Source organism: Chryseosolibacter histidinae (genome assembly GCF_018598225.1).
In the GTDB taxonomy this organism is placed as follows: domain Bacteria; phylum Bacteroidota; class Bacteroidia; order Cytophagales; family Cyclobacteriaceae; genus Chryseosolibacter; species Chryseosolibacter histidini.
In genome coordinates, this window is record NZ_JAHESF010000028.1 from 1 (window position 1) to 25,705 (window position 25,705).

Genomic DNA, 25,705 nt, shown 5'->3' on the forward strand with positions numbered 1-25,705 from the left:
AAGCAATGCTGGCCCTTTGTTGTAACAAGCATACCGGCAGCTTTCGTCGGCGGCTACTGGAAGATCGGAGCCTCTGCTTTTTTTGTCATTTTAGGCATCTGCCTGATCGTGGCGGCGTTGCTGCTGTGGCTCAAGCCGCAAAAGCTGACAGGCACCAAGTCTGATAACCTGTGGCTCAACGCCGCGCTGGGCGGAAGTGTAGGCTTTCTTTCGGGGCTCGTAAGCATTGGCGGCGGCATCTTCCTCTCCCCCATTCTTCACCTCATCCAATGGGACGATGCCAAAAGGATCTCGGCGCTGGCCAGCCTGTTCATCCTCGTGAACTCCATCAGCGGACTGGCAGGCCAGCTGGCGCGGTCGGCAACCATCGACTGGACCTTTATTCTGCCGCTCCTGCTTGCCGTACTGGCTGGTGGACAGATCGGCTCGCGGCTGGGTGCCCGAAAGTTCGACCCCATATACATCAAAAGGATCACGGCCCTACTCATTCTGGTGGCCGGAATTAATATTCTGAAGGATCATTTGTAAAAGTCCATGGCCGATGGTCCATAGTCCATGGCCGGGACAGTGCTGGATTTAGCGTAAGTCATTAACACGACCTTACAAGCAATCCCCGTGATTATTCACCGGTCTAACCATGGACCATCGACTATGGACCATGGACTATTCCCGACAATTTTCCCTATTTTGCGGCCTCTAAATCCCGGAAATGAAAAAAATCAACTTCCTTGAGCATGTCCTGCCCCATGTTGTGGCCGTGGGTATCTTCCTGATCGTAACACTGTTCTTTTTCAAACCTGCTTTCTTCGATAATAAAACCCTGGAGCAGCATGACATCCAGCAGTTCCTCGGGTCATCAAAGTCAATCGCCGACTACCGGGAGCAAACAGGGAAAGAAGCACTGTGGACCGATACTATGTTCAGCGGAATGCCCGCATACCTGGTGAGCGTGGAGTGGGGCAACAAGGCCGTGGGATTTCTGAAACGTATTCTTTCGCTGGGGTTGTCGCACCCCATCTGCAACATTTTTCTCGCATTCGTCTGCTACTACATTATGCTGCTGGCGTTCGGCATCCGGCCTTACCTGGCCATCGCCGGTGCGATCTGCTTCGGGCTCTCGTCATACATGATCATAGGCCTGGGCGCGGGACATAACGGGCGCATCGGGGCCATTGCATTCATGCCGCTGATCATGGCGGGCATCCACCTGGCTTTTTCCAACCGCAAGATCCTCGGTTTCGGCGTTACCACGGCCGGGCTGGCGCTTCACCTGCGGGAGAATCACGTGCAGATCACTTATTACTTCCTGATGATCGTAGCCATCTACGGCTTGATCAGGCTGATCGAAGCGATCCGGGAAAAGAACGGTATGGACTTTCTTAAGACCATCGGCGTGCTCATTCCCGCGGTGCTCATTGCTGTGGGAACGTTTTTCGGTCCGCTCTGGGCACTGACAGAATATTCGGCATACTCAACCCGTGGAAAATCCGAGCTTGTGAAAACAACACCTCAGCCGACCAGCGGGGTGAAGAGCGACAACGCGGCGGTGAAGAGCGATAACACAAAGGAGTGGGCGTTCGAATATAGCAACGGCATCCTGGAACCGTTCACCCTGCTGATCCCCAACTTCTATGGCGGAAGCTCCAATACATCGCTGGCTGAGAACAGAAAGAGTGAAACCTTCCAGGCACTGCAGAACCTTGCGAACCAGGGAAATGAGCAGATGGTGAACCAGCTTTACAACTTCACCCGACCTTACTGGGGGCCACAATCGAACACGGCACCGTATTATGGTGGCGCTATCATGGTGTTCCTGTTCGCCGTTGGCTGCGCCTTTGCAGAACGCAAGTATGTGTGGTGGCTGGCAACGGTCAGCATACTGGGCATCGTGCTCAGCTGGGGCAGCAGCTTCCCTTCGTTCAACTATTTCATGTTCGATTACTTCCCGGCTTACAATAAATTCCGCTCCGTTACCTTTACCATCATCATGGTGCTCTTCGCCATGCCGCTGCTCGGCCTCATGGGTGTAGAAAAATTATGGAAGCAGGGACTGGACAAGTCAGCAAAGCGAAAACTGCTCATCGCTTTCGGCGCCACCGGTGGACTGTGCCTGTTGTTGTGGTTGTTTGCCGGCATGTTCGGCTTTACCAGGGAGATGGAAAATCAGCTGCCGGCGTGGTTTGTTGACGCGCTCGCGGCCGACCGGAAGAGCCTGTTCAGGGCTGATGCCTTCCGTTCTTTCGCTTTCATCGCGGCAGCGTTTATCATGCTCTACTTCGATGTGCATAAAAAAATATCGCCGGTAGGATTCTATGCCCTGCTGATCTTTATGGCAACGGTAGATGTTGCTGTCGTGGATAGCCGTTATTTTTCCGAGAACAATTTCAAACGCAAAAGAGACAACACCTTTTTTGCCATGAACGAAATCGACCAGGATATTCTGCGGGATAAATCGTACTACAGGGTATACAATCTCCAATGGCAGGAAGCCCGTACCTCTTACTATCACCACTCCATAGGCGGCTACCACGGCGCGAAAATTAAACGGTACCAGGATTTCTATGATTCATGCATCACGAAAAATACGCAGATGCTGGGGGCCGATTATCAGCGGCAGCAGCTGGATTTCAACCGGTATACGGCGCTCAACCTGCTCAACATCAAATACATTGTTTTTGGAACAGAGCGTGGCGCCATGATGCAGAACACCGCAGCAAATGGTCCGGCATGGTTCGTTAGCAATATTCTTAAAGTCAACACTCCAACGGAAGAGCTTGAAAAAACGTGTAGTGTGGATACGAAGGCCAATGCAGTGATCGACGTGTCGAAGTTTCAGGTGTCATCGACGGAAGCTGATAGCACCGGCACGATCCGCATTGTAACGCACGAGCCCAACTATCTCAAATATGAAAGCAACGCCCAGGGTAATAGCCTGGCTGTTTTCTCCGAGATCTATTACCCGGGATGGGTCGCCACCATCGATGGCAAGGAAAGCCCCGTGCTCAGGGCCGACTACATTCTCCGCGCGCTGGAGGTTCCTGCCGGCACACACACCATTGAATTCCGCTTTGAACCGAAGCCATACACCGTCGGCAACAAAGTGACCACAGCGTCATCGTGGCTTGTGGTGTTAGTTTTGGTGGGAAGTCTTGGTTTCTCTTTGAGAAAAGAAACGCAGGCTGGAAAAAAGGTTTAGTGCTTTTTTTCTCGCCACAAACACACTAAGAACACGAAGAAGACACTAAGTGCTTTGTGCCTACTTTGTGTCATAGTGCCTTCGTGGCCTTAAAATCGAAGCCACGCCTATTAATTATGCTCAAATGAATTTTGAAAGACTCTCTCAAGAACAAGAAGCCATTGGCCAGGATGTAGTCAATGCTGCTTTTAAAGTACACAATGAACTTGGCCCTGGACTACTGGAAAAAGTTTATGAAGTATGCATCACTCATGAATTGAGAAAGAGCGGCCATATGGTTGCCCGACAGATCGACATTCCTATCCAGTATGATGGCATCGTCTTCGATGAAGGATTACGCCTAGATATTCTGGTAGACAACCTTGTCATTATAGAAGTCAAGGCTGTTGACATTGTAAATCCAGTCTGGCAGGCTCAGGTGCTGAGTCATCTTAAATTAACGGGACTCCGGCTCGGCTATCTGATCAATTTTAATGTTCCTAAGATCAAAGAGGGAATAAAACGTCTGATCCTATAATGCGCGGCGGTTCTTTTGCCACAGAGACACTAAGAACACAAAGAAGACACTAAGTGCTTTGTGCCTACTCTGTGTCTTGGTGCCTTCGTGGCCTAAAATACCGAAGCCATTATTTATTAATCGCCGCCAGTCTTTTCAGCAACGGCGGATGGGAATAATGAAAGAACACGTAGATGGGATGCGGATACAAATTGCTCAGTGAGTCCACGGAAAGTCTTTTCAGCGCCAGGGCCAGTGCCGGGCCGCTGTAGGTCTCGCGGGCATAGGCATCGGCCTCGTACTCGTTCCTGCGGCTGTACATGCTCATGAACAGGCCGGTGATACCCGAGATGGGCGTAAACAAAATGGTGAACGCTATCAGGTTAAGATGAAGGGAGAGCTCCCTGCCTCCCAGCGCGAGCGACAGGTTCTCGTTGTAAACCATCAGCGAAAGGATGAACAGCGTAAAGAAGATCTGCGCCACGGCAAGCACAAATCCCCATACGATATGTTTTTTCTTGAAGTGCCCCACTTCATGCGCCAGCACGGCCACCAGCTCGTCTGTGCTATGACGTGCGATCAGCGTATCGTACAAAACGATCTTCTTCTTGCGTCCTATACCCGAAAAGAATGCATTGGCTTTGTTGGAACGTTTTGATCCGTCGATGACAAAAATATTATCGAGCGGAAAATTCACTTTCCTTGCAAATTCTTCGATGGCCGATTTTAGCTCTCCGTCCTGCAGCGGTGTGAGCTTGTTGTACAATGGAAGGATCAGCGTAGTGTAAAACATATTCATGAACAGCACATACGCCGATGCGATCAGCGCAAACCAGATCCAGAAATTCTGTCCTACGGCCTGGATCATATAGATCAGCAGCGCAACGAGCGGCGCACCAATGATCACAGCCAGCAGGTATCCCTTAAGCTTGTCCATGATAAAGATCTTAGGGGTGGTCTTGTTGAAACCGTACCTTTCTTCGATCACAAAAATGGAATAAAGCTGAAAAGGTAATGTGAGTATGTCGGCGGCCAGCATCAGCACCCCAAAGAAGGCCAGCGCCAGCACGATCTCATTATTCGTAAATGTTCTCAACACACCGTCGAGCCATCCGAAGCCACCCAGCAGCAGCATCAGGGCCGACAGCAGAAAACCGAAAGCTGACGTGATAAATGAAAAGTTGGTGATATCACGATGGTAATCAAGCGATCGCAGATACTTGGCGCGGTCATAGAAAGCGGCAATATCATCAGGGATGTCTGAACGCTGTGCTTTCAGATTGATATAATCCAGGAACTGATCGAACAGGTAGCTGATCGTGGCGATGGCCAAAATAATGTATAAAATCGTCTGGGGACTCATCATCAGCAATTCTACGAAGAAAAGATGAATTTCGTTCAATTAGTCCACAGACCACGGTCCACGCCCGGATTATCCAAGACCGTCATCCAGAGCGGTGGTGGTGCGGTGGATTGTGTGAGCGACGGATCCCCCATTCGTTACTGCGTACTTAATTCGAGCACAAGCCTTACTGGATGCACTTCGCCATAAGAGGATTCATCGCTCCCCACATACCAACCCATATTCCTTGCTCTGAATGACGTAATGAGACCCCCCTTCGACTGTGGACCGTGGACTTTTGACTCATCTTTTAAACAGCTTATTCCCCAGAATGTGATTGATCACTTCATCTTTCAAATTTCGGCTGATGGGAATCCGTGCTTCGCCGATAAGGATCTCATTTCCTTCAATGGCTTTAATGTGGGGAACTGAAACGATGTAGGATTTATGCACTTTCAGAAATTGCTTCGCGGGCAGCTGATTCTCGAGGCTGGTCATGGTGATATAAGTGATCAGCTTTCTGCTCTGCGTGTGGATGATGGAGTAGTTCTGCATGGCTTCCACATAACACACTTCCTGAAAGAAGACCTTTTCAAACTTGCTATCACACTTTACAAAGAAATAATCAGCTTGTGCATCGCCGGACTGGCTGGCTGCGCGTTTCAGTAAGTGAATTTCAAGCGCTTTCTGTGCAGCCTTGAGAAAACGTTCGAAGGTGATGGGCTTCATCAGGTAATCGACCACATCGAGTGAATAACCTTCCACCGCATATTCCGAATAGGCTGTGGTGAAAATAACGAGCGGCGGGTTCTTTAACATCTTCAGGAACTCGATACCAGAAAGCTTCGGCATCTGAATGTCGAGAAAAACAAGATCGATGGCTTGTTGGTTGAGATACGCTGACGCTTTCACGGCATTCTCACATTGTCCTGCAAGGTTCAAAAAATCGATCTCATTGACATATTCCGCTACCCCTTTGCGGGCAACCGGCTCGTCGTCTACGATAAGACAATTCATCTTCATATCAGTTTACCGTTAGTTCAAGGTTCACTTCAAAATTCCCCGCAGTCTCACGAACGTCGAGCGTGTAACGTCCCTTATAGAGCAGCTCCAGCCTCCGCCGTACGTTCTTCAGGCCGATGCCATGGCCTTCGTTGTTGTTCTTCTGATTCGGGTCCAGTGTGTTTACAATGTTCAGGCGAAAGACCTTATCCTTTTTGCTCAGCGCGATGGTGATCTCGTTCCCTTTCGAAAAATGCGATACATGTTTGAAGGCATTCTCCACAAAAGGTATTAGCAGCAGTGGCGCAAGGGTAAATCCTTGCATGCCATCACATGAGAAAGTGATACGGTAATTCTCGTCTTTGCGGTGACGCTGAAGATCAACGTAGTTCCTGAGATAGGCCACCTCCTTCTCCACCGGGATCTCCTTGCCGTTGCATTCGTAAAGCTGATACCGCAGCATCTCTGAGAACGACGAAAGTGTTTCGCGCGCCAGCGTATTCTGCTTATCGATCTGAAAATAAATAGTATTGATGGAGTTGAAAAGAAAATGCGGGTTGATCTGGGCCTTCAGGTAATCGAGCTCCGTGTTGAGCTTTTCAATTTCAATTCTCCTGATCAGCTCCCGCTGTGCATACCACTCACGACTCAGCTGCAACGCCACGCTGAACGACATGTAGAAGATGGCAATCGAGAGATTATAGAATGTGTTATAGAAGAAATACCGCCTTCCTTCATCGCCTAAAAAATAACCGTAGAGATAAACATCGTGCGCGTTCTTGGCTGCCGCATAAAAGGCGAGGTCGAGCACCAGGAGCGCCGCGTAGATGATCCATTTCCGCTGCTGGGCAAACCTGGGGATGAGCACAAAGATGTTCAGGTAGATGACGAACGCGAGCAGCAGGTTACGAGCCAACACCTCCAGCAGGAACTGCCCGACCCCCACACTGGCGATCAGGTGAAGCCTGGTGAACATGTGGAAGGTCACGGTAGCAACCCAGAAGATCACATGGTCAAGCTTGTATTTCCAGAAGCGTTCCATAACGAAAATTACCGCTTTTATGAGCATGCGCCTAACATAGGATGCGCTTTTCGTCAAGAGAATGGTGCCGATGGAGGAGTCCACGGTCAACAGACCACAGACCACGGCTGGCCCGCGAATTACCAAAATGTTGTTAGAAGATCAATTGCCAGTTGAGACAGCGGAGGGCCACTCCGTACGGCCGTGGACTGTGGACTATTCGACAATCTTCCCGTTCATCAAGAATCCATTACACATCATCATAACTTCATGTCTTCGACGCCTGAAGTACCGTACTTACCATTATTAAAAGACAACCTATGAACAGAACCATGATCCTGACCATGATATTTTCGGCCCTGATGTTATCTGCCTGCGCGCAGAAAAAAGGCGGGACCGCGAAAGAACGCGTTGTTGGCGACGGCTGTGAAGGGTGCGAAGCTGTGCACGAATACGGCGCCAAAGCACTCACCTGGATCGATACACTGCCCGACTTCCACGAGCCAGGTCCAAAGCTTGAGATCAGCGGCACTATCTTCCGGAAGGATGGAAAGACACCGGCAAAAGATGTGATCCTTTACATCTACCATACCGATCAGTCAGGCGAATATTCAACCAAAGGTAATGAGACCGGGTGGGGCAAACGGCATGGCTACATCCGGGGCTGGATCAAAACCAACGCCGACGGACGATACAAATTCTACACGCTGAGACCGGCAGCTTACCCGGGCCGACAGAATCCCGAGCACATCCATCCGGTGATCAAGGAGCCTGGTATCAAAGAATACTGGATCGATGAATACCTCTTCGACGACGACCCGATCCTCTCTGCACGCGAACGCGCCAACCAGCCAGGACGCGGCGGAAAAGGAATCATTAAGACCACCCGGGATGCCAGCGGCATGCAGATCGCCAAACGGGATATTGTGCTTGGGTTGAATGTACCGGGGTATGAATAGTTTAAAGTTTCAGGTTTCAGGTTTAAAGTTGCTTCCGCGCAGGGCCGCGCTTCGGGCACTACGCTCCACCAACTTTAAACTTTAAACTTAAAATTTTCAACTACTTCAGCTTCGTCTCAAACAACTTCAGTATCCGCTTGTACTCGTCTGTCCAGCTGCTGGGTTCTACGAAAGCGTGGTCTTCCATCGGGTAAACGGCCAGCTCCCAGTCATCTTTGCCAAGCTCGATGAGGCGTTGTGATAATCTCACCACATCCTGGAAGTGAACGTTCACATCCACCATGCCGTGGCACATCAGCAGTGAACCTTTCAGGCCATCCGCATAGTAGATCGGAGAGCTTTTCGCATAAGCAAGGCTATCCATGTGAGGCACGTTGAGGATGTTGGACGTGTAGGCGTGATTGTAATGCGCCCAATCGGTAACAGGCCTGAGGGCGGCGCCGGCGGCAAATACATCGGGCGTTGTGAACATGGCCATCAGCGTGATGAATCCGCCATACGATCCGCCATAAATGCCGATGCGTTTAGGATCGATCTGGTGCTGGTCTATCAAATATTTTGCACCATCGATATTATCGGTGAGGTCTTTGCCTCCCATGAACTGGTAGATTCCAGTGCGCCAGTCCCTGCCGTATCCTGCGCTGGCGCGATAGTCAAGGTCCAGCACAGTGTATCCTTTGTCGGCGAGCAGGTTATGGAACATATATTCCCTGAAGTAGCTGCTCCACCACTTGTGCGCATTTTGCAGGTAACCCGCGCCATGCACAAAGACCACGGCGGCGCCATTGGGGTTCTTCGGTTTATAAAGTCGCGCATAAACATCTGCATTGTCGCGCGCTTTGAAGGTGATCAGCTCGGGGTCGCGCCACGCATATGCTTTAAATTCAGCCGACAGGGAGTTGGTGACCTGTACCGGTTTCGCTCCGGGTTTGTTCTCCATGATAAAGAGCTCCCACGGTTTGTTGCTGTACGAATAGCGGAAAGCGATGTATTTTTCATCGGGTGACAGCTCAACTTCATGCGCCCCGGTCATGGTGGTGAGGCGTTCGGCTTTACCTCCCGTGACCGGCAACCGGTAAAACTGTTTTTCACCCGGGTGCACTTCGTTGGTAACGATGTAAAAATATTTCTTGCTCGCGGGAATGATCACGTCCTGAACTTCATACTTCCCGCTGGTGAGCGCCTTGATATTTCCGTTTGAAACATCGGCCGTGTACAGATGCTGATAACCCGTTTCTTCAGAGAGGAACCAGATCTGCGTGTTGTTCAGCCATGCTGATACGGGCTCGCCGAAAGCCCTGCCTGCGTTAAAGTTCACCCAGGCATCGTCATGCAGGCGGTGAAGGGATGTGAGCTTGCGTGTGGCCGGATTCAGCAGACAGATCCACCGGTCTTTATTGTCCGAAGCCCTGATCACCACCGAAGCGTACTTGCCGTCAGGCGACCAGCTCAGCTGCGTAAAGATCACCTGGCGCGCATCATTCTTCTTATCCTTGCTGGCCCTGGGATCTTTTTCTGTGGATGGATTGAACAAGATCTTATCTGTGATACCGGGAAGATCATGCGCATTCACCTGGTACACTGTATCGCCGGCAATATCATAGAGAAACAATTCCTGGGTACCGGAAGCGCTGCCTACCTTGGTGCGGGCGTTGATGTCTTCCGTAAATCCGGTAGGCGTTACATAAGCCGGAACAACGGTGCCCCTGCCGCGGACGGACCGGGTGAGCCTGAACGTGATGAATTTCTCATCGGGACTGATCCGGATCATGTCCACATTTTTTTCGTCGAGGTAAATTTCTTTCGGACGCGCCGGGGCTTCGCTCTTGCGGATCTTGCTGGCCGCGGTTTGTTTGGCGTCGCGTTCTTTCAACACCTGCAACGTTCTGAGCTGATCGCGTTTCAACCACTGCTCCTGTTCAGAGAGCACTGTCGAGGCTACCTTCTTGCCTTTTCTGAAGTCGGTCAGCTGCGTGATCATGCCGGTGCCCGTCTCCCAGCTGTAAAGGTTCTGATCGCTGATGTAAAATATTTTTTGGTCATCGGCTGAGAAGCATGGCGTGAACTCGGAGGCCAGCGTTTTGGTGACCTGCGTTATTTTTTTCGAAGCAAGGTCATGCACGAAAATATCGCCGTATTTCTCAAAGACAACTTTTGTGTGCGCGTGGTTGAACTGCAACTCGCCTGACGGAAGTTTTGCACGTTCGCTTTTGTCGACCTTCACCGGGCTGGGATTCTGCGGGGTGACCTTATAGATCGAATCGGCGGCCGCATTCACAGGATTCCATAAGAAGTATAACGTGCGGGAATCAGCGGACCAGGCCGGTTTCGTTGGCAACGACCCCATCCACAGGGGGTCTCGCATGATCTTCTCAACGGTGAGTGTTTGCTGGCCAATGGCCGGAAAGGCGGCGATAAGCGCTAAGAAACAGGGAAGAAAGCGTCTCATGGGTTGCAATTAAACCGCCAATATGCTAAGACCCGGCGAGAATTAACAGCTTTTTACACAAACGGAAATCAATTGACAGTAGGCAATCCCGATAGTATCGGGAGCAGTAGACAATGGTTGTCAAGACCGAAACGTTTTGTGCTGACGATCACTATTGCGTGTTGGCGCGCCCCTGGTACCCGATAGCGATTAGGAGACTGTGGACAATGGGTACATCAAAGACTGAAACGCTTTATTTGATGGTTCCCCATTGTCTACTGAATACCGACGAAGTCGGTATTTTGTCTATTGTCAACTATTCTGCTACGGGTGCGGCTACCGGGGTATGGGGTGCCGCCTTTCTCATCACCTGTTTATGAATGAGGTACATCATGAGCATGGTGATGATCATCGCTCCTGTCACTACATATCCGAGGATGTCGTAGTGCTCAAGTTTTTGAGAAGGGGTTTGCACCACGATGAGGCCGGCGATCAGTGTGGCAATGCCTCCGGAGATCTGCTGAACCGAAGCGTTGATACCCATGAACGCCCCCCGGTCTGCGGGATCCGGCACGGCAGACATCAGCGCTGAAGAAGAAATGATCCTTGAGGAAACGCCCATGAACATGATAACACTGATGGCTACTACCACCCATAGCGGTGTAATGCCCAGGTTACAATAAATGAGCACAACGATCATGGTCAGGAGAGAACCTCCTACAAACACCTGGTATTTTCCGAGTGTATCGCTGAGCTTGCCGATGATCGGTCCTGTAGCGATGGAGAAGATCCCGGTAATCATATAGAGCAGGAACAATTTATCCACGGGAATGCCCAGGTTATGAACGCTGAACACGCTGCCAAACGGCATGAGCATAAAACCTCCCGTTGCGAGCAGGATCGTGGCGGCAAAGCCCCGGAGATAATCGGGACGTGATATGGTTTTCAGCAGGTGCACGAACGGATTCCGGGCCGACTGTATTTTCAAGTGCGCATCGACCGGCTTCATGTATAACACGATGAGCACACCAACAACAACGCTGACACCTACGATAAGAAAGAACGGAGCCTGCCATCCCCAATAGGGCGCGAGATAAAGCCCCAGCGGTATGCCCAGCACCTGGCTGGAGGCAAACGCCATCTGCACAAACCCCATCACGCGACCCCTCACTTCCATGCGGAAAAGGTCAGTGATAATGGCAAAGCTGATGGACCCGATCACACCGCCGAATATGCCCGTGACGATCCTGGCCACCAGCAGAAAGTGATAGCTGGTTGCCATGGCACACAATGCGGTGCCGACAATAAATCCAACATAAAAGAATAACAACAGTTTTTTGCGATCGAACTTATCGGCAAAACCTGCCGCAAGCAAGCCTGACGAGCCCGCGCTGAATGCGTAGGCGGAGACCACCATGGCAAACTGGGCCGGTGTGATCTTCAGCTCAGGCATAACGATAGCCCCCAGCGGCGACAATACCATAAAGTCAAGTATAATGGTGAACTGAAGAATGGTAAGGATGGCAATAATGAATACGTCGTATGAGTTAAATATTTTCTCTTTCATTAGTAATGGTTCGTTTTAAACGATAAATGGTTAGTAAATAGATCAGTCAAGGAGCTCTTCACAACGGAAGCCCGCCCTGGTGATCATGTGAATAATGTGTTCCGGATTATAGTCGTCTGACTCGATCCGCAACACACGGTCTATGTCATCACGGTCAATGTTCCATTTGCGCACGTGCAGGTCTGAATTCAGCAACTGCGCTACTTTTCTCACATCGCCCTCGGCGTGGATGTTGGTTTTGAAGATGAGTATTTCGGAGACCATATGTTGCAAATTTAAAATCGGTGTTCTGTCAACTACTGTCAGGGTTTCAATGCTTTTAAGACCAGCGACAACGTCTGGTTCATGATCTTTTCATCCAGCACAAATTTTTCTGCCCCACCACGCAGGCCCCTGCCAGACATGTGGAACTTCACCAGCTGATACAACGGGGCAAATGCCACCGACCAGTAAACTTCCAACGGTAGCCTTACCAGCTCTTTGTTCCTGATGGCGTTATGCGCAAACTCCCCCATAGTAGTCACAAAGGTATTGTTCAGGTGCTTGATTGTCAGGTGGTGATAGGGCGAATACTTGATCTGCTCCATGAAATGCATGCTGACAGGATTATCCATAAAATACTTCGCCCGGTTCATCCACTGCACCTTGAGGCCCTCGTCGAAAGGCATGGCCGGATCGAAATCTTTCAGGGTAATGCTAAACATCTTTTCCATCTCTTCCGTCCACAGCTGCACGATCAGGTCGTCGCGGTCTTTGAAGTAGATGTAGATGGTGGCCGGTGATACCCCGGCAGCTTTGGCAAGCTTCTGCATGCTGAGGCCGTCGAAACCCTTCTCAACGATCATTTTAAGGGCTTTCTGGCAAATTGCCATCCGTTTGTTCTCGTCGCGCGTCCGCATGATGGCTCAAATATAAATGAATGTTCGTTCTTTTATACAAGGGTGGAGCAGAAATTTTATCAGCCGCTCCTGGCACGCACGTATGCCGGATTTTACATACCTTTCGTCTTATGGAAACATCGCAACCGTTGCCGGACGGAGAAATATTGCTGAGCCTGGTGAGAATGAAAATGCCTTTCGGTAAATATAAAGGCACGGTGCTCTGCGATCTGCCGGTGAGCTACCTCGAGTGGTTTGCCAAAGAAGGATTTCCTGCCGGAAAGCTCGGTATGATGCTGGCCACCATCTATGAAATAAAGATCAACGGTTTAACATACCTGCTGCAGCCACTCAGAAAGAATCAACAGAACGCCACTTGAAAAAGTTATTCACCAACCTCACTTTCTGGGTCCTTACTGCCATCACGGCCGGAGCGCTGCTGGGCCATTTTGTTCCCGATGTTGCTGTCAAAATGCAACCCATCGGCACCGGGTTCATCGATATCGTCAAGCTCTTCATCAACCCCATTATCTTCCTTACCATTTCGCTGGGCATCAGCGGCATGAACGACCTGAAAAAAGTAGGCAGGGTTGGCGGCAAGGCCATTCTCTATTTCGAGATCGTAACCACCCTCGCGCTGATACTGGGTGTCATCGTAGCCCACGTGATCCGCCCCGGCGAAGGTATTGTAACGTCCGCCGCGAGCACGCAGAACATCGACAGTTATACCCAACGCGCGCAGGATTTCAGCTGGCTTCATTTCCTGAAAGAGAACATCACCATCCAGGTGTTGCTGTTCTCCATCCTGTTTGGCATTGTGCTGAGCAAGATCCCGTCATCAAAGAAAATCATTGACGTGCTTCGCAGCATCTCCAAATACGTCTTCAAAGCGTTGCACTTCGTAATGATCTTCGCACCGGTAGGCGCTTTTGGCGGAATGGCCTTCACCATCGGTAAATACGGCATCGATACGCTGGTGCCCCTGGCCAAGCTCATGGCCACAGTCTACACCACCATGGGACTTTTCATCTGCGTGGTATTGTACCTGATCATGCGATGGTATAAGGTGAACCTCTGGAAGTTCCTGAAATACATCCGCGAAGAGCTGCTCATTGTGCTGGGCACATCTTCTTCGGAAGCCGGGTTGCCCTCGCTGATGGAAAAGCTCGAACGCATGGGATGCTCAAAACCCGTGGTAGGATTGGTAGTGCCCGCAGGATACTCTTTCAATCTCGATGGAACCACCATCTATCTTTCCATGGCCGTGATCTTTCTGGCACAGGCGTTTGGCATCGAGCTTACGCTGTCACAGATGTTCTCCATTATCGGTGTATTGTTCATCACATCAAAAGGAGCCGCTGGTGTAACAGGAAGCGGATTTGTGGTGCTGGCCTCCACGCTGTCAGCCGTGAAGATCATCCCGGTGGAAGGGCTCGCCTTGCTGCTGGGTGTAGACCGGTTCATGTCAGAAGCAAGGGCGCTGACGAATTTCATTGGCAATGGGGTGGCCACCGTATGGCTTGCCAACAATGAGAAGGAGTTTGACCGCGCAAAGATGCACGAGGCTTTCGGCCATGTCAGTTATACAGAAAATATAATCGCTGACAACCTGGGCCAGCCCAATCCCGAGCAAGGAAGTAAAAAGCAAAACGCCTGACCTTTTGGGCCAGGCGTTTTTATCACTCCTCTCTCCCGCTCCGTTTCAACTTCACCTCTCCCCACTAGTCGTATCATTAGAGGTGTTCCTTCCGGTGATTTCCCGGGTGAACGCCTTATTATTTTTTCTGGAAATATCCAGCGTCTCAAGATCAACATGTACCCGTTCCATTTCTTCGTTCGGGTTTGTTACATCGTTACGCTCCGGGAAACCCACCTGTCTTTCAGGATAATCATGTCGCCTGCTTCCCTTCTTATGATCTGTACTGATTGTTTTTGTTTTCATGGCTTTTCACTTTAATGCTAAGCTTTTGCGCCTAACACATACGCGCCTCCGGGGCTCTGAAAATAAAATCGTATGCCGTAGAGCAGATCTGCGGCTGTCCGGAATTTTAAGCAACAAAAACCTCAGCTTTACAGCCGGATGAGTACCTAATTCCACAGGAAAGCACCGGTATCTGAAAAAAGCAGCAATAACGCTACCGTTGCTTACTTCACAAGGCGGGCGATTGTTTCTCTGTATGATTGAAACTGAAAGGAGTCGAGCACAGCAAGCATGGCCGAACGGATCTGCTCAAGCGCCAGGTTGCCAATGCTCCCTTCGTGGGTATGCTTTACTGTTGTTTGAGGATGGTAGTTGTTCGCCTCGATATCGAGACCTACCTTTTTATAGGCGTCGCGGAATGGCATCCCCGAAAGCACAAGTCGGTTCACCTCTTCCACACTGAACAGGTATTTGTATTTTTCGTCGGCCAGGATCTGCTCTTTTACCTGGATGTTGCTGAGCATGAGCCGGGCTATGCGCAGGCAGTCTTTCAGGCTTTGGATGGCGGGGAACAGAACCTCTTTCAACAGCTGAAGGTCACGGTGATACCCTGAAGGAAGGTTGGCCGTCATCAGGGCAATATCGTTGGGTACGGCCTGCAGCTGGTTGCAGCGTGAGCGGATCAGCTCGAACACATCCGGGTTCTTTTTATGCGGCATAATGCTGGAGCCCGTGGTAAGCTCGTCAGGGAAGCTGATGAATCCGAAGTTCTGGTTGAGGAAAAGGCATGCGTCCATCGACAGCTTGCCCAGCGTAGCGGCAATATTCGATAAGGCGGCAGCAACAATACGCTCCGTTTTGCCCCGTCCCATCTGCGCGTACACCACATTGTAATTGAGGTCCTCAAATCCAAGCAGCCTGGTAGTCATGGTGCGGTTCAGGGGAAACGACGAGCCATAACCGGCGGCGGATCCCAGCGGGTTTTTATTGACCACACGGTAAGCGGCTTGCAGGGTGATCAGGTCATCCACAAGGCTTTCCGCGTAAGCGCCGAACCAAAGTCCGAACGACGAAGGCATGGCCAGCTGCAGGTGCGTGTAGCCCGGCAGTAAATGTTCCTTGTATTTATCGCTCTGGCTTACCAGCAGGTCAAACAACTCTTTCACCTCATGGACCACCTGCTCGATCTCGTCGCGGAGATACAGTTTAATATCTACCAGCACCTGGTCGTTCCGTGAGCGGCCGCTATGCATCTTTTTCCCCACGTCGCCCAGCTTACGGGTAAGCTCCAGCTCCACCTGCGAGTGCACGTCTTCAGTTCCTTCTTCCAGTACAAACTGACCGGCTTCGATGTTCCGGTACAGCTGCTTCAGCTCGGCAGTCAGGATCTCCAGCTCTTTCTTCTCCAGCAGGCCGATGCTCTCCAACATCTGGATGTGCGCCAGCGATCCCATCACATCAAAACGCGCCAGGTACAGATCCATTTCGCGGTCTCTGCCTACGGTGAATTTTTCAACTTCTTTTAACGATGTTTTGTCTTTCTGCCAGATCTTCATATTGGTTGCCGGTTATCAGTTGCCGGTTGCCGGTTTAGTTTCGTGTATATTTTTAAATGTGACTTCTCAAACTGGACTCACTCCTAACTTTAAACTTTAAACTTCAAACCTTAAACTTCAAACTTTAAACTTCAAACTTTAAACGATCGCCCCCAACCGGCCACCCGGTAACCGGCAACCGGTAACTAGTGCACCACCTCATTCAGCAAGCTCACATAAGTGTCGATACCCTTCACGATCTCTGCGATGTAGATGAACTCGTCAGCGGTGTGCGAGCGCGCAGAGTCTCCCGGGCCGATCTTGACGGATGGCACAGGGATGAGCGCCTGGTCTGAGGTGGTAGGCGATCCGTACAATTGAAGTCCCATTTTCCTCGCGGCGTTCACCAGCGGATGATCGTGGTCGATGCCGGAAGACCGCATGCGTAGTGATCTTGGCGTAACCTCACACTTCACGTGGGCCTTGATGGTCTCCAGCACTTCTTCCAGGGTGTACATGTCCGTAACCCGTACATCCACGGTGAAGTTACATTCGGCAGGCACAACATTGTGCTGTTTGCCTGCGCTGATGATGGTGACCGTCATTTTGATCTCGCCCAGGGTTTGAGACACCTTCGGAAATTTGTAGGTCCTGAACCACTCGATATCTTTCAGCGCTTCGTACAAGGCGTTCACACCTTCTTCGCGCGCTGCGTGCCCTGATTTTCCTTTGGCCAGGCAATCGAGCACCATCAGTCCTTTTTCAGCAACGGCCATCTGGCACAGGGTAGGCTCCCCTACAATGGCGAAGTCGATGTTGGGCAGCAGCGACCAGATACTCTCTATTCCGCCAGTACCAGAGATCTCTTCTTCTGCCGTGGCGGCGATAACGATGTTATATTTTAAGTTCTGCTGCGGGTAAAAGTTCAGGAAGGTTGCAATGAGCGTCACCAGGGGTCCGCCGGCATCGTTGCTTCCCAGGCCATACAATCTTTCATCTTCGATCACTGCCGCAAACGGATCGCGTGTATAGCCTGGGTTGGGGCGCACCGTATCATGGTGGGAGTTCAGCAGGATGGTGGGCAGCTCCGGGTTGAAATGCCTGTTGCGTGCCCACACGTTGTTGCCCTTCCGCTCTGTTGGAACGCCATGCTGCTTAAAGAACTCTTGCAGTACAATGGCGGTTTTATCCTCTTCTTTGCTGAACGAAGGGATCGCAATAAGCTGCTGAAGCAGGTTGATCGCTATTTCATCCGGTTGTAGATCCATATTGCGCTGGATGACGGATACCATGACACCGGCAAACCCGGCTCAGGAACTGTGCATCGGTTATAAGGTTATGAGTGTTCCTTCTGTTTCCTGCCCTGTGTTCTTTACCAGGTCGCTGGCCTCGCCGATCAGCACTTCCTTCACACCGGCATGAATGGCCGCATACGCGTTCTCCAGCTTGGGAAGGATACCGTCTACGAAAGCCTTTTTGCCGAGCAGGTCCTCGTATAATTTCCGCGGCAGGTGACGGATCACAGAGTCCAGGTCATTCACGTCTTGCAGTACCCCTTTCTTCTCGAAACAGAAAATGAGGCGTACATCAAAGTGTTTGCTCATGGCTACTGAAAGCACAGAAGCAATGGTGTCGGCGTTGGTGTTGAGCATCTTGCCATCGGCGTGGGTAAGCGGCGCAAACACCGGCACCGTATTCTGCTTGAGCAGGAAATACAGGAGCGAGGTATTCACACTGTCTTGTTTGATGTCGCCCACATATCCATAATCGATATCTTTAACAGGGCGCTTCACGGCTTTGATCATATTGGCGTCGGCACCGGTCAGTCCCAGCGCGTTGCATCCCAGCTTCTGCAGCGAGGCAACGATCTGTTTGTTCACAAGGCCTCCGTAAACCATCGTTACCAGGTCAAGCGTGGCGGCGTCAGTGATCCTTCTGCCCTGAATGTAGTTCGATTCGATGCCCAGCTGATTGCCGATCTTGGTGGCGATCTTTCCGCCGCCATGGATCAGCACTTTCGGTTCCTTGATAGACGAGAAGTCGTGCAGGAATTTCTCCAGTGCATCCGGGTGATCCAGCACATTGCCACCGATCTTGATTACAAAAAGCCTGTTCATATCCGCATCACTTATTTTTTTACATTGGCCAGCAACTCGCTGAGCACAGCCTGGGCAGCCCACGTTCTGTTGGAAGCCTGTTGTGTAACAATGCTGTTGAAGCTGTCGAGCACTTCGTCGCTCAGCTCAACATTTCTGCGCACCGGCAGGCAGTGCATCACTTTGGCGTGGTTGGTATTCAGCAATTTTTCTGTGGTCAGCATCCACTCGGGGTCGTTGCAGTAGATCCTCCCATAGTCAGCATACGTGCTCCAGTTCTTCACGTACACGAAGTCGGCATCGCGCAGGGCGTAGTCCTGGTCGTGTGTGATGGCGGCACCTTTGGTGAAAGCAGGATCGAGCTCGTAGTCTTCAGGGTGTGTGATCACGAAGTCGGCGTGTCCCCACGCGTTGATCCACTGGGCAAAGCTGTTGGCCACGCATTGCGGCAGGGCCTTGACGTGCGGCGCCCAGGTGAGCACGATCTTCGGCCTCCGGTGCTCCTTGAACGTTTCCGTGATGGTGATAATGTCCGTAAGGCTTTGCAGGGGATGCAGTGTGGCGCTTTCGAGGCTCACCACCGGCACGCCCGCATATTTGATAAATTGTTTGATGTAAAGCTCGCTGTAGTCATCCGCTTTGTTCTGCAGCGACGGGAATGTGCGGATGCCCAGGACATCGAAATATCTTCCGAGGATAGGCGCGGCGTCTTTCACGTGCTCAACGGTGTTTCCGCTCATGATGGCCTCATCTTCGAACTCGAACGTCCATCCCTCCTGTCCTACATTGAAAACGATCGCTTCCATGCCGAGGTTGGCGGCGGCGATCTGTGTGCTGAGCCTGGTGCGCATGCTCGGGTTCAGGAAGATGAGCCCGATGCGTTTGTTCGCGCCCAGGGCTTTATCGCGCAGCGGATCGGCTTTGTAGGCCAGCGCTTTGTGCACGAGGGCATTGATATCGTGTGCGTCGTGTACGGAAATAAAGTTCTTCATTGCAGTTCCTTGTTCAATGCGGTTAAAAACAGATCAGCTTCATCTTTGGTCATGGCCAGCGAAGGCAGCAGCCTGATGGTGTTGGGCTTCGCTTCGCCTGTAAAGATATGATGTTTAAAAAGCAAATCCTGTCTTACGTGCTTCAACGTTTCAGGCACGTCGAAGCCGATCATCAGCCCCCGGCCACGCAGACCCGTGATGGCAGGAAAGGTGGCAAGTTTGTCGAGCCAGTAAGTGCCGATGGTGGCTGCGTTCCGGATGAGGTTCTCTTTCTCCATTACCTCCAGCACGGCCAGACCGGCAACAGATGCCAGGTAATTGCCCCCAAAAGTTGTTCCCAGCATGCCGCTCCAGGGTTTGATGTCAGGGTGAATGAACAATCCACCGATGGGAAAACCGTTGCCCATACCTTTGGCCGTGGTGATCAGGTGCGGCCTGATGCCGGCAAACTGGTGCGCAAAGAATTTCCCGGTGCGGCCATAGCCCGACTGAATTTCATCCAGGATCAGTAAGGAACCGTTCGCCGCACATTTCTTCTCCAGGAACTTGAGGAACGAATCGTCAGGCACCTGGATGCCGCCCACACCCTGAATGCCTTCGATGATCACAGCCGCAACATCGCGATCAAGTGCCTGCGAGAAGGCAGTCTCGTCATTGAACGGCACAAAAACGATCTCGTGCCCCGCATTGAAGGGCGCCACGATCTTGGGATTGTCAGTGGCCGCAACAGCACCTGAGGTACGACCGTGAAAAGCCTTTTTGAAGGCGATCACTTTTTTCCTGCCCGTAACGAACGATGCAAGCTTCAAAGCGTTCTCGTTGGCTTCCGCGCCCGAGTTGCAGAGAAAAAGCTGGTAATCTTCATAACCAGAGATCTTGCCGAGCTTTTCGGCAAACTTCGCCTGCAGATCGTTCTGCACACTGTTGGAGTAAAATGCAATTTTAGCAAGCTGATCGCTCAGGCTTTTAACATAGTGAGGATGTGAATGCCCAATGGAGATCACGGCATGACCGCCATAAAGGTCCAGGTACTTCTCGCCTTTTTCATCCCAGAGCCAGGAGCCCTGCGCTTTTACGGGTGTGATGTTGAAGAGCGGATAAACGTCGAATAGTTTCATTGCTTAGCAGAGGGGAATCGTGCTTTGTTTATGCACAGAATTTTAGAATACAATACTTTTAAGTTTCAGTCCTGAGGCCTCCGGCAGACCGAACATGAGGTTCATGTTCTGAACGGCTTGTCCTGAAGCGCCTTTCAGCAGGTTGTCGATAGCGGAATGCACCACCAGCTTGTCGCCTTCTTTCTCCAGCCCGATCACACATTTGTTGGTGTTCACGATCTGCTTGAGGTCCACCGTATCCTGCGATACGAGGGTGAAGGGATGGCCGTGGTAATAGTCCGCGTAAAGTTTTTTCACTTCGTCGAGCGGTTTGTCTACGGTGACGCACGAGCTCACGAAGATGCCGCGGGTGAAGTCGCCGCGCCAGGGCACAAAGTTGATCGCGCTGTTGAAGGCAGGCTGCAGCTGTTTCAACGAGCGGTTGATCTCTTTCAGGTGCTGATGGGTGAGCGTTTTGTAAGCCGAAATATTGTTGGCGCGCCAGGTGAAGTGTGTTGTATCCTGCAGCTTCTGCCCTGCCCCTGTAGAGCCGGTGATGCCGGTAGTGTATACCTCCTGCAGCAGTCCCGCTTTGGCCAGGGGCAGCAAGCCAAGCTCGATAGCGGTGGCGAAGCAACCAGGATTGGCAATATTGGAAGCCTGTTTGATGCGGTCGCGATTCATTTCAGGAAGGCCGTAAACAAACTCGCGTCCGGGCACGGATTCACCCAGGCGGAAATCCTGGCTCAGGTCAATGATTCTGATCGAAGGGTTGATCTTGTTCTCTTCCAGGAATTTTTTACTCTCGCCGTGGCCCAGGCACAGAAACAGCACATCCACCTGCTGCTGGATCACATCCGTGAACAGCAGGGAGGTCTCTCCCAGCAGATCAGGGTGCGCCGCATGCAAGGGACTGCCCGCATGACTCCTGCTGTGCACAAACACCAGCTCCGCCTGCGGATGGTTCAACAAAAGCCTGATGGCCTCGCCTCCTCCGTATCCCGCACCACCGATGATTCCAATTCTGATTTTCATTTTGTTATAGACACCTAAATTTCAAAACTTCGTTTTGGTTGCCAGTTGCCTGTTGCCGGTCTCGAGTCAGTTTCAGTTTTCAGTACCCGAACTTCGAAAAGTTAGACCGGCTTGAACCGGCCATCCGGTAACTGGCAACTGGCAACCGATCTCACTTCTCTTTCTCTGCCTTCACCTGATTATAGATCATCGTCTGATTTCCGAAGATCTTCGAAAACCCTTTCACGTCATCACCCGACCAGCCCAGGTTCATCTCTCCGTATTTGCCGAACTTGGACGACATGAGGTCATACCCTGATTCGATGCCCAGCACCTGGAAGCGGTAGGGATGAAGCTGCACATGCACTTCTCCCGTTACATGCTGTTGTGTGTTGGTGAGGAAAGCTTCGATGTCGCGCATCACAGGATCGAGGTACTGGCCTTCGTGCAGCCAGTTGCCATAGAACTGGGCAAGCTGATCTTTCCAGCTCAGCTGCCACTTGGTGAGCACGTGTTTCTCCAGCGCGTGGTGTGCCTTGATCACTACCATCGGTGCGGCAGCTTCGAAGCCCACACGGCCTTTGATGCCGATGATGGTGTCGCCCACATGCACATCTCTTCCGATGCCGTAAGGTCCGGCGATGGATTGTATATATTGGATGGCTTCCGTGGGGTGTGCGAACTTTTTATCGTTCACCTCCAGCAGTTCGCCCTTCTCGAATTTCAGCTTCAGGGTTTCGGTGCCATTTTTGGTCACCTGTGTAGGCCACGCTTCTTCCGGCAGCATGCCCAGCGACTTCAGGGTCTCCTTGCCACCAACGGATGTGCCCCAGATACCTTTGTTGATGGAGTACATGGCCTTGTCGAAGTTCATCTGCACACCCTTCGACTTGAGGTAGCTGATCTCTTCCTCGCGCGACAGCTTCATATCGCGGATCGGCGTGATGATCTCGATGCCGGGCACGAGGATGTTGAGGATCATATCAAAACGCACCTGGTCGTTTCCAGCGCCTGTGCTGCCATGCGCCACGGCATCGGCTTTCAGCGCACCGGCGTAATTGGCCGTGGCCAGCGCCTGCGACATCCGCTCAGCGCTCACGCTCAGGGGATAGGTGTTGTTCTTGAGAACATTGCCATAGATGAGGAACCGGATCACCTTGTCGTAATAATTCCGTGTTTCATCCACGGTCTTATGGGAGGCCACGCCCAGACTTTTCGCGCGGTCTTCAATGGCCTTGATCTCGGCCTGATCGAATCCGCCGGTGTTCACGGTGAGGGTGTGCACTTCGTAGCCCAGATCCTCGCTCAAATACTTAACGCAGTAGGACGTATCTAACCCACCGCTAAAAGCCAAAACAACTTTTTTCTTCATTTAACAGATGCAATGATTATGATGGTCAAAGGTATACCTTTCCTTTTTACAAGTACATTGATCTTCCCGGAAAGGGCCGGAAAGTTTACCAGAAAAAGAAAAAGCTCAGTATGGATTTTTTCCGATCGGATGAGTCGGCTTGTCCGTCGTCCTTCTTACCGAACGCTTTCAGCAGCACAAACTGCTTGAAGCGAACCCATCGCTCGAACAGCCTGAAGTTGCCTTTGAAGCCGCGCTGGTAGTGGTGGTGGTTGACCAGTTCGCCCTGCGGTGTAACGGCAGCGCCCTGCTTGACAGGAGGCAACGGCATGTTGAGCTTGGCGGCAGCTTCCACGGGATCGAAAAGCATGGCGGTGCAGAGGCAGTTCTTCCGCTGCTTGCTCATGAGGATGTCGTAGTTCACGCAGCTTCTGCAGCCCTTCCAGAACTCTTCGTCGGTGGTGAGCTCGGAGTAGGTTACCGGCTCGTAGCCAAGGTCCGAGTTGATCTTCATCACGGCGAGGCCTGTGGTGAGCCCGAAGATCTTGGCGTTGGGATATTTTTGTCTCGATAGTTCGAAGATCTTGCTTTTGATCTCTGTAGCCACGCCAGTCTTGCGGAATGCGGGTGACACGATCAGGCCGGAGTTGGCAACGTATTTATCGTGCTGCCAGGCTTCGATGTAGCAGAAACCTACCCAGGTGCCGTCTTTGGTGACGGCAATAACTGCTTTGCCTTCCTCCATTTTTCTGACAATGTAGTCAGGCGAACGCTTGGCGATTCCGGTGCCGCGCGCTTTTGCTGATTCTTCCATCTCTGTGGTGATGGTCTCAGCGTAATGTTTGTCGTCAGACGTAGCCAGTCTGACAATTATATCGTTCGTTTCCAAAGTTATTTCTCAAGTAAAAGTGGTTGTTAAAATAAAATAATGCCTAAAAGCATTTGCGGCATGACGTCCTTGACATCGTGCCGTTTTTTAACACAGAATGTTAAGGGTATGTTATCAAATCCGCGGGCAGCGTGCGGGTCGGGGTCGCCTGGTCACCATCAAGGCGGTAGAGAAGAACTGAACTGTTCTGAGGGAGTGGTAAGCAGCCATAGCTGCTGACATAAGGGTGAACACTGTTTTCAATTTCTTTTAACTGTTTGGTTAACGTTAGAGGAAAGTCATTCAGTTTGTTTTTAATATTTATGCAAAATTAAACGATAAAGTTTTCACAATGACAAACATTTACGCAAAAACTTTAAAAAAAGTTTCTGCACGAACGAAAGTTAGTTGAAGAGTCGACGGTCCATGGTCCACAGTCCACAGACGGGTTCGCGTGAAGTCACAACCTTGTACTTCGTGCCAGGAGTTTTCAAATTGGCAAAGATGCTGTAGGCAAAATCGACGTTAACACGATCTTGCCGTGGACCGTCGACTGTGGACCGTGGACTCTGTTCAGAAATCGGGGCAGGGAATTACCAGCTTATCCTTCGGTGGTTTGCGCGGGTTGCGCATGGGCCAGGTGTACACCAGGCTGAACTCGTGGGCTCCGCCGCTTCCAGGGCCGAGCTTGGAAATGGTATAATCGAAGCTGTAGCCGATGTTGATGGCATCTTTGGCGCCCAGCTTGGTGAAGCCGAGGAGCAGCACGATGGATTCGTTGTTCACAAATCCGTTCACACTTTTGAAAGGCACACCCCGGTACCAGGTTCCCAGCACCAGTGGCTCGAAAGTGAAATACAAACCGAGGTCGAGCTGATCGAAATTGCCCTGGTGGCGATACTGGAACGCAGGCGCAATGCTTCGCTCGGCATTCCGCGCATACACGCCACTGCCTACCACACCTGACCTCATGAAATATTTGAAACCTCCGTGGGCAGACAACTTCACAGGAAGGGGGGCTTTTTCCCCGATGAGGGTCTGGTTGGGTTTGTTCAGGTGGTTGGCGGCGAACCCGAGCCAGGCCACCTTGGTGAACACCACACCGCCTGCGGAAAGATCAACAAATGTTCTGCTGCCTTTATCGCCAAACTGCTCCGCGGTAGGCCGGTCAATGAATTCGCCCGTGTTGGGATCGAACTGATCTCCGAACGTGAGCTTGTCGAAGCCCACATCGCGGTTATACAAGCTCACCTGAAAGCCGGGACGAAATCCCAGATTCTTGGTGATCTCTAACTCGTAAGAATACTGCAGGGCGAGTTGCAATGATCGCAGGCTGGCCAGCCCTTCCTGGTCGCGCATCAGCATCACGCCCACCCCACTGCTCTTGTCTTCGATAAAGTAATCGAAGTAGGCAGACATGGTGGTGAAATTGGCATCGATCGCAGGCCACTGATTGCGATAGTTGATGCCGGCGCGGGCCTGTCCTGTAGACCCGGCAAAAGCGGGGTTCAGATACAAGGGCGCTGCATAAAACTGGGAAAACTGCGGATCCTGAGCAGTTACTGTCCCCATCGTCACCAGCATCAATAGGCACATCAGCGATAACCGGAACGGGGTGGTCCGCCATTTTACAGGAAATATCCCCGAAGGGCGGCCACTGATCTGCAGACTTATGTGTCTATACATTAATAGGATAATAAAAAGTATGTAATCAAGGCAAATTAAAGGTATATCGGAACAAGATTTAAAGATTTGCAGGATTTGTGATTAAATTTTTAGGCCAGCATCCTGTTATTCCGCCATCTTGTCTATTCTGTTTATTCTGCCATTCTGTTAATCGTGTTATTAACGGTATTTTTAGGCCAAATTGTATACTTTAGATGAACTTGAGCGTTTTAGTTTTGCCCCTTCCCATGTTTGATTGTAAGTTGTTAAAGTGAAG

23 protein-coding genes are annotated in these 25,705 nt (G+C 51.2%); 6 read left to right on the top strand and 17 right to left on the bottom strand.

Going from position 1 to position 25,705, the window contains the following annotated elements; all coding sequences use genetic code 11:
• From KK083_RS22360 to KK083_RS22370, 3 genes are all read left to right on the top strand, one after another.
• A partial coding sequence (locus KK083_RS22360) for a sulfite exporter TauE/SafE family protein (protein ID WP_254167740.1) occupies positions 1–528 on the top strand: 528 nt, incomplete at its 5' end.
• A gap of 181 nt (positions 529–709) precedes the next feature.
• On the top strand, positions 710–3,196 hold the full coding sequence (locus KK083_RS22365) for a YfhO family protein (protein ID WP_254167742.1): 2,487 nt from the start codon (positions 710–712) through the stop codon (positions 3,194–3,196).
• 124 nt (positions 3,197–3,320) lie between these two features.
• On the top strand, positions 3,321–3,713 hold the full coding sequence (locus KK083_RS22370) for a GxxExxY protein (RefSeq protein ID WP_254167744.1): 393 nt from the start codon (positions 3,321–3,323) through the stop codon (positions 3,711–3,713).
• 109 nt (positions 3,714–3,822) lie between these two features.
• On the opposite strand, the gene KK083_RS22375 is transcribed toward KK083_RS22370, so the two are convergent.
• The 3 genes from KK083_RS22375 to KK083_RS22385 all read right to left on the bottom strand — a co-directional run bounded on the left by KK083_RS22375 (position 3,823) and on the right by KK083_RS22385 (position 7,078).
• Complete coding sequence (locus tag KK083_RS22375; protein ID WP_317195244.1) at positions 3,823–5,094, bottom strand: M48 family metallopeptidase; 1,272 nt, start codon at positions 5,092–5,094, stop codon at positions 3,823–3,825.
• 243 nt (positions 5,095–5,337) lie between these two features.
• Complete coding sequence (locus KK083_RS22380; RefSeq protein WP_254167745.1) at positions 5,338–6,051, bottom strand: LytR/AlgR family response regulator transcription factor; 714 nt, start codon at positions 6,049–6,051, stop codon at positions 5,338–5,340.
• A 7-nt stretch (positions 6,052–6,058) separates the two neighbouring features.
• Positions 6,059–7,078 carry a sensor histidine kinase gene (locus KK083_RS22385; protein ID WP_254167746.1) on the bottom strand — a complete coding sequence of 340 codons (1,020 nt, stop codon included), beginning with the start codon at positions 7,076–7,078 and terminating at the stop codon, positions 6,059–6,061.
• A 299-nt stretch (positions 7,079–7,377) separates the two neighbouring features.
• On the opposite strand from KK083_RS22385, the gene KK083_RS22390 reads away from it, so the two are divergent.
• Positions 7,378–8,016 (top strand): dioxygenase family protein, encoded by a 639-nt coding sequence (locus tag KK083_RS22390; protein WP_254167747.1) that lies wholly within the window; start codon positions 7,378–7,380, stop codon positions 8,014–8,016.
• Between the two features lie 100 nt (positions 8,017–8,116).
• Here KK083_RS22390 and KK083_RS22395 read toward each other — a convergent pair whose 3' ends face one another.
• The 4 genes from KK083_RS22395 to KK083_RS22410 all read right to left on the bottom strand — a co-directional run bounded on the left by KK083_RS22395 (position 8,117) and on the right by KK083_RS22410 (position 12,910).
• The gene (locus tag KK083_RS22395; protein WP_254167748.1) at positions 8,117–10,465 is read right to left on the bottom strand and encodes a prolyl oligopeptidase family serine peptidase; all 2,349 of its coding nucleotides are present in this window, start codon (positions 10,463–10,465) and stop codon (positions 8,117–8,119) included.
• Between the two features lie 295 nt (positions 10,466–10,760).
• Complete coding sequence (locus KK083_RS22400) at positions 10,761–12,011, bottom strand: MFS transporter (RefSeq protein ID WP_254167749.1); 1,251 nt, start codon at positions 12,009–12,011, stop codon at positions 10,761–10,763.
• Between the two features lie 42 nt (positions 12,012–12,053).
• The gene (locus KK083_RS22405; protein ID WP_254167750.1) at positions 12,054–12,275 is read right to left on the bottom strand and encodes a hypothetical protein; all 222 of its coding nucleotides are present in this window, start codon (positions 12,273–12,275) and stop codon (positions 12,054–12,056) included.
• A 38-nt stretch (positions 12,276–12,313) separates the two neighbouring features.
• The gene (locus tag KK083_RS22410) at positions 12,314–12,910 is read right to left on the bottom strand and encodes a TetR/AcrR family transcriptional regulator (protein WP_254167751.1); all 597 of its coding nucleotides are present in this window, start codon (positions 12,908–12,910) and stop codon (positions 12,314–12,316) included.
• A 110-nt stretch (positions 12,911–13,020) separates the two neighbouring features.
• On the opposite strand from KK083_RS22410, the gene KK083_RS22415 reads away from it, so the two are divergent.
• Together KK083_RS22415 and dctA are read left to right on the top strand one after the other, a co-directional pair.
• On the top strand, positions 13,021–13,269 hold the full coding sequence (locus tag KK083_RS22415) for a DUF3820 family protein (protein ID WP_254167753.1): 249 nt from the start codon (positions 13,021–13,023) through the stop codon (positions 13,267–13,269).
• Positions 13,266–14,546 carry a C4-dicarboxylate transporter DctA gene (gene dctA / locus KK083_RS22420; RefSeq protein WP_254167754.1) on the top strand — a complete coding sequence of 427 codons (1,281 nt, stop codon included), beginning with the start codon at positions 13,266–13,268 and terminating at the stop codon, positions 14,544–14,546. The genes KK083_RS22415 and dctA overlap by 4 nt, the downstream gene beginning before the upstream one ends.
• Before the next feature lie 51 nt (positions 14,547–14,597).
• Here the strand turns inward: dctA and KK083_RS22425 are convergent, their stop codons facing one another.
• The 10 genes from KK083_RS22425 to KK083_RS22470 form a co-directional block, all read right to left on the bottom strand.
• Positions 14,598–14,831, bottom strand: coding sequence for a hypothetical protein (locus KK083_RS22425; protein WP_254167756.1), 234 nt, complete (start codon positions 14,829–14,831; stop codon positions 14,598–14,600).
• Positions 14,832–15,034: 203 nt separating this feature from the next.
• Positions 15,035–16,366, bottom strand: coding sequence for an argininosuccinate lyase (gene argH / locus KK083_RS22430; protein WP_254167758.1), 1,332 nt, complete (start codon positions 16,364–16,366; stop codon positions 15,035–15,037).
• A 185-nt stretch (positions 16,367–16,551) separates the two neighbouring features.
• Complete coding sequence (locus KK083_RS22435; RefSeq protein ID WP_254167759.1) at positions 16,552–17,613, bottom strand: M20 family metallo-hydrolase; 1,062 nt, start codon at positions 17,611–17,613, stop codon at positions 16,552–16,554.
• Between the two features lie 60 nt (positions 17,614–17,673).
• On the bottom strand, positions 17,674–18,462 hold the full coding sequence (gene argB, locus KK083_RS22440; protein ID WP_254167760.1) for an acetylglutamate kinase: 789 nt from the start codon (positions 18,460–18,462) through the stop codon (positions 17,674–17,676).
• An 11-nt stretch (positions 18,463–18,473) separates the two neighbouring features.
• Positions 18,474–19,433: a Rossmann-fold NAD(P)-binding domain-containing protein gene (locus KK083_RS22445; protein ID WP_254167761.1), complete on the bottom strand. Its 960-nt coding sequence runs from the start codon at positions 19,431–19,433 to the stop codon at positions 18,474–18,476.
• Complete coding sequence (locus KK083_RS22450; RefSeq protein WP_254167762.1) at positions 19,430–20,551, bottom strand: aspartate aminotransferase family protein; 1,122 nt, start codon at positions 20,549–20,551, stop codon at positions 19,430–19,432. Before KK083_RS22450 ends, KK083_RS22445 begins: the two co-directional genes overlap by 4 nt.
• A gap of 42 nt (positions 20,552–20,593) precedes the next feature.
• A complete protein-coding gene (gene argC / locus KK083_RS22455; protein WP_254167763.1) occupies positions 20,594–21,565 on the bottom strand; it encodes an N-acetyl-gamma-glutamyl-phosphate reductase in 972 nt (323 codons plus the stop codon).
• Between the two features lie 151 nt (positions 21,566–21,716).
• The gene (argG, locus tag KK083_RS22460) at positions 21,717–22,916 is read right to left on the bottom strand and encodes an argininosuccinate synthase (RefSeq protein WP_254167765.1); all 1,200 of its coding nucleotides are present in this window, start codon (positions 22,914–22,916) and stop codon (positions 21,717–21,719) included.
• A gap of 85 nt (positions 22,917–23,001) precedes the next feature.
• Positions 23,002–23,784, bottom strand: a complete 783-nt coding sequence (locus KK083_RS22465) for a GNAT family N-acetyltransferase (protein WP_254167767.1) — start codon at positions 23,782–23,784, stop codon at positions 23,002–23,004.
• Positions 23,785–24,336: 552 nt separating this feature from the next.
• The gene (locus KK083_RS22470) at positions 24,337–25,449 is read right to left on the bottom strand and encodes a PorP/SprF family type IX secretion system membrane protein (protein WP_254167769.1); all 1,113 of its coding nucleotides are present in this window, start codon (positions 25,447–25,449) and stop codon (positions 24,337–24,339) included.
• Positions 25,450–25,705 lie beyond the last annotated feature (256 nt).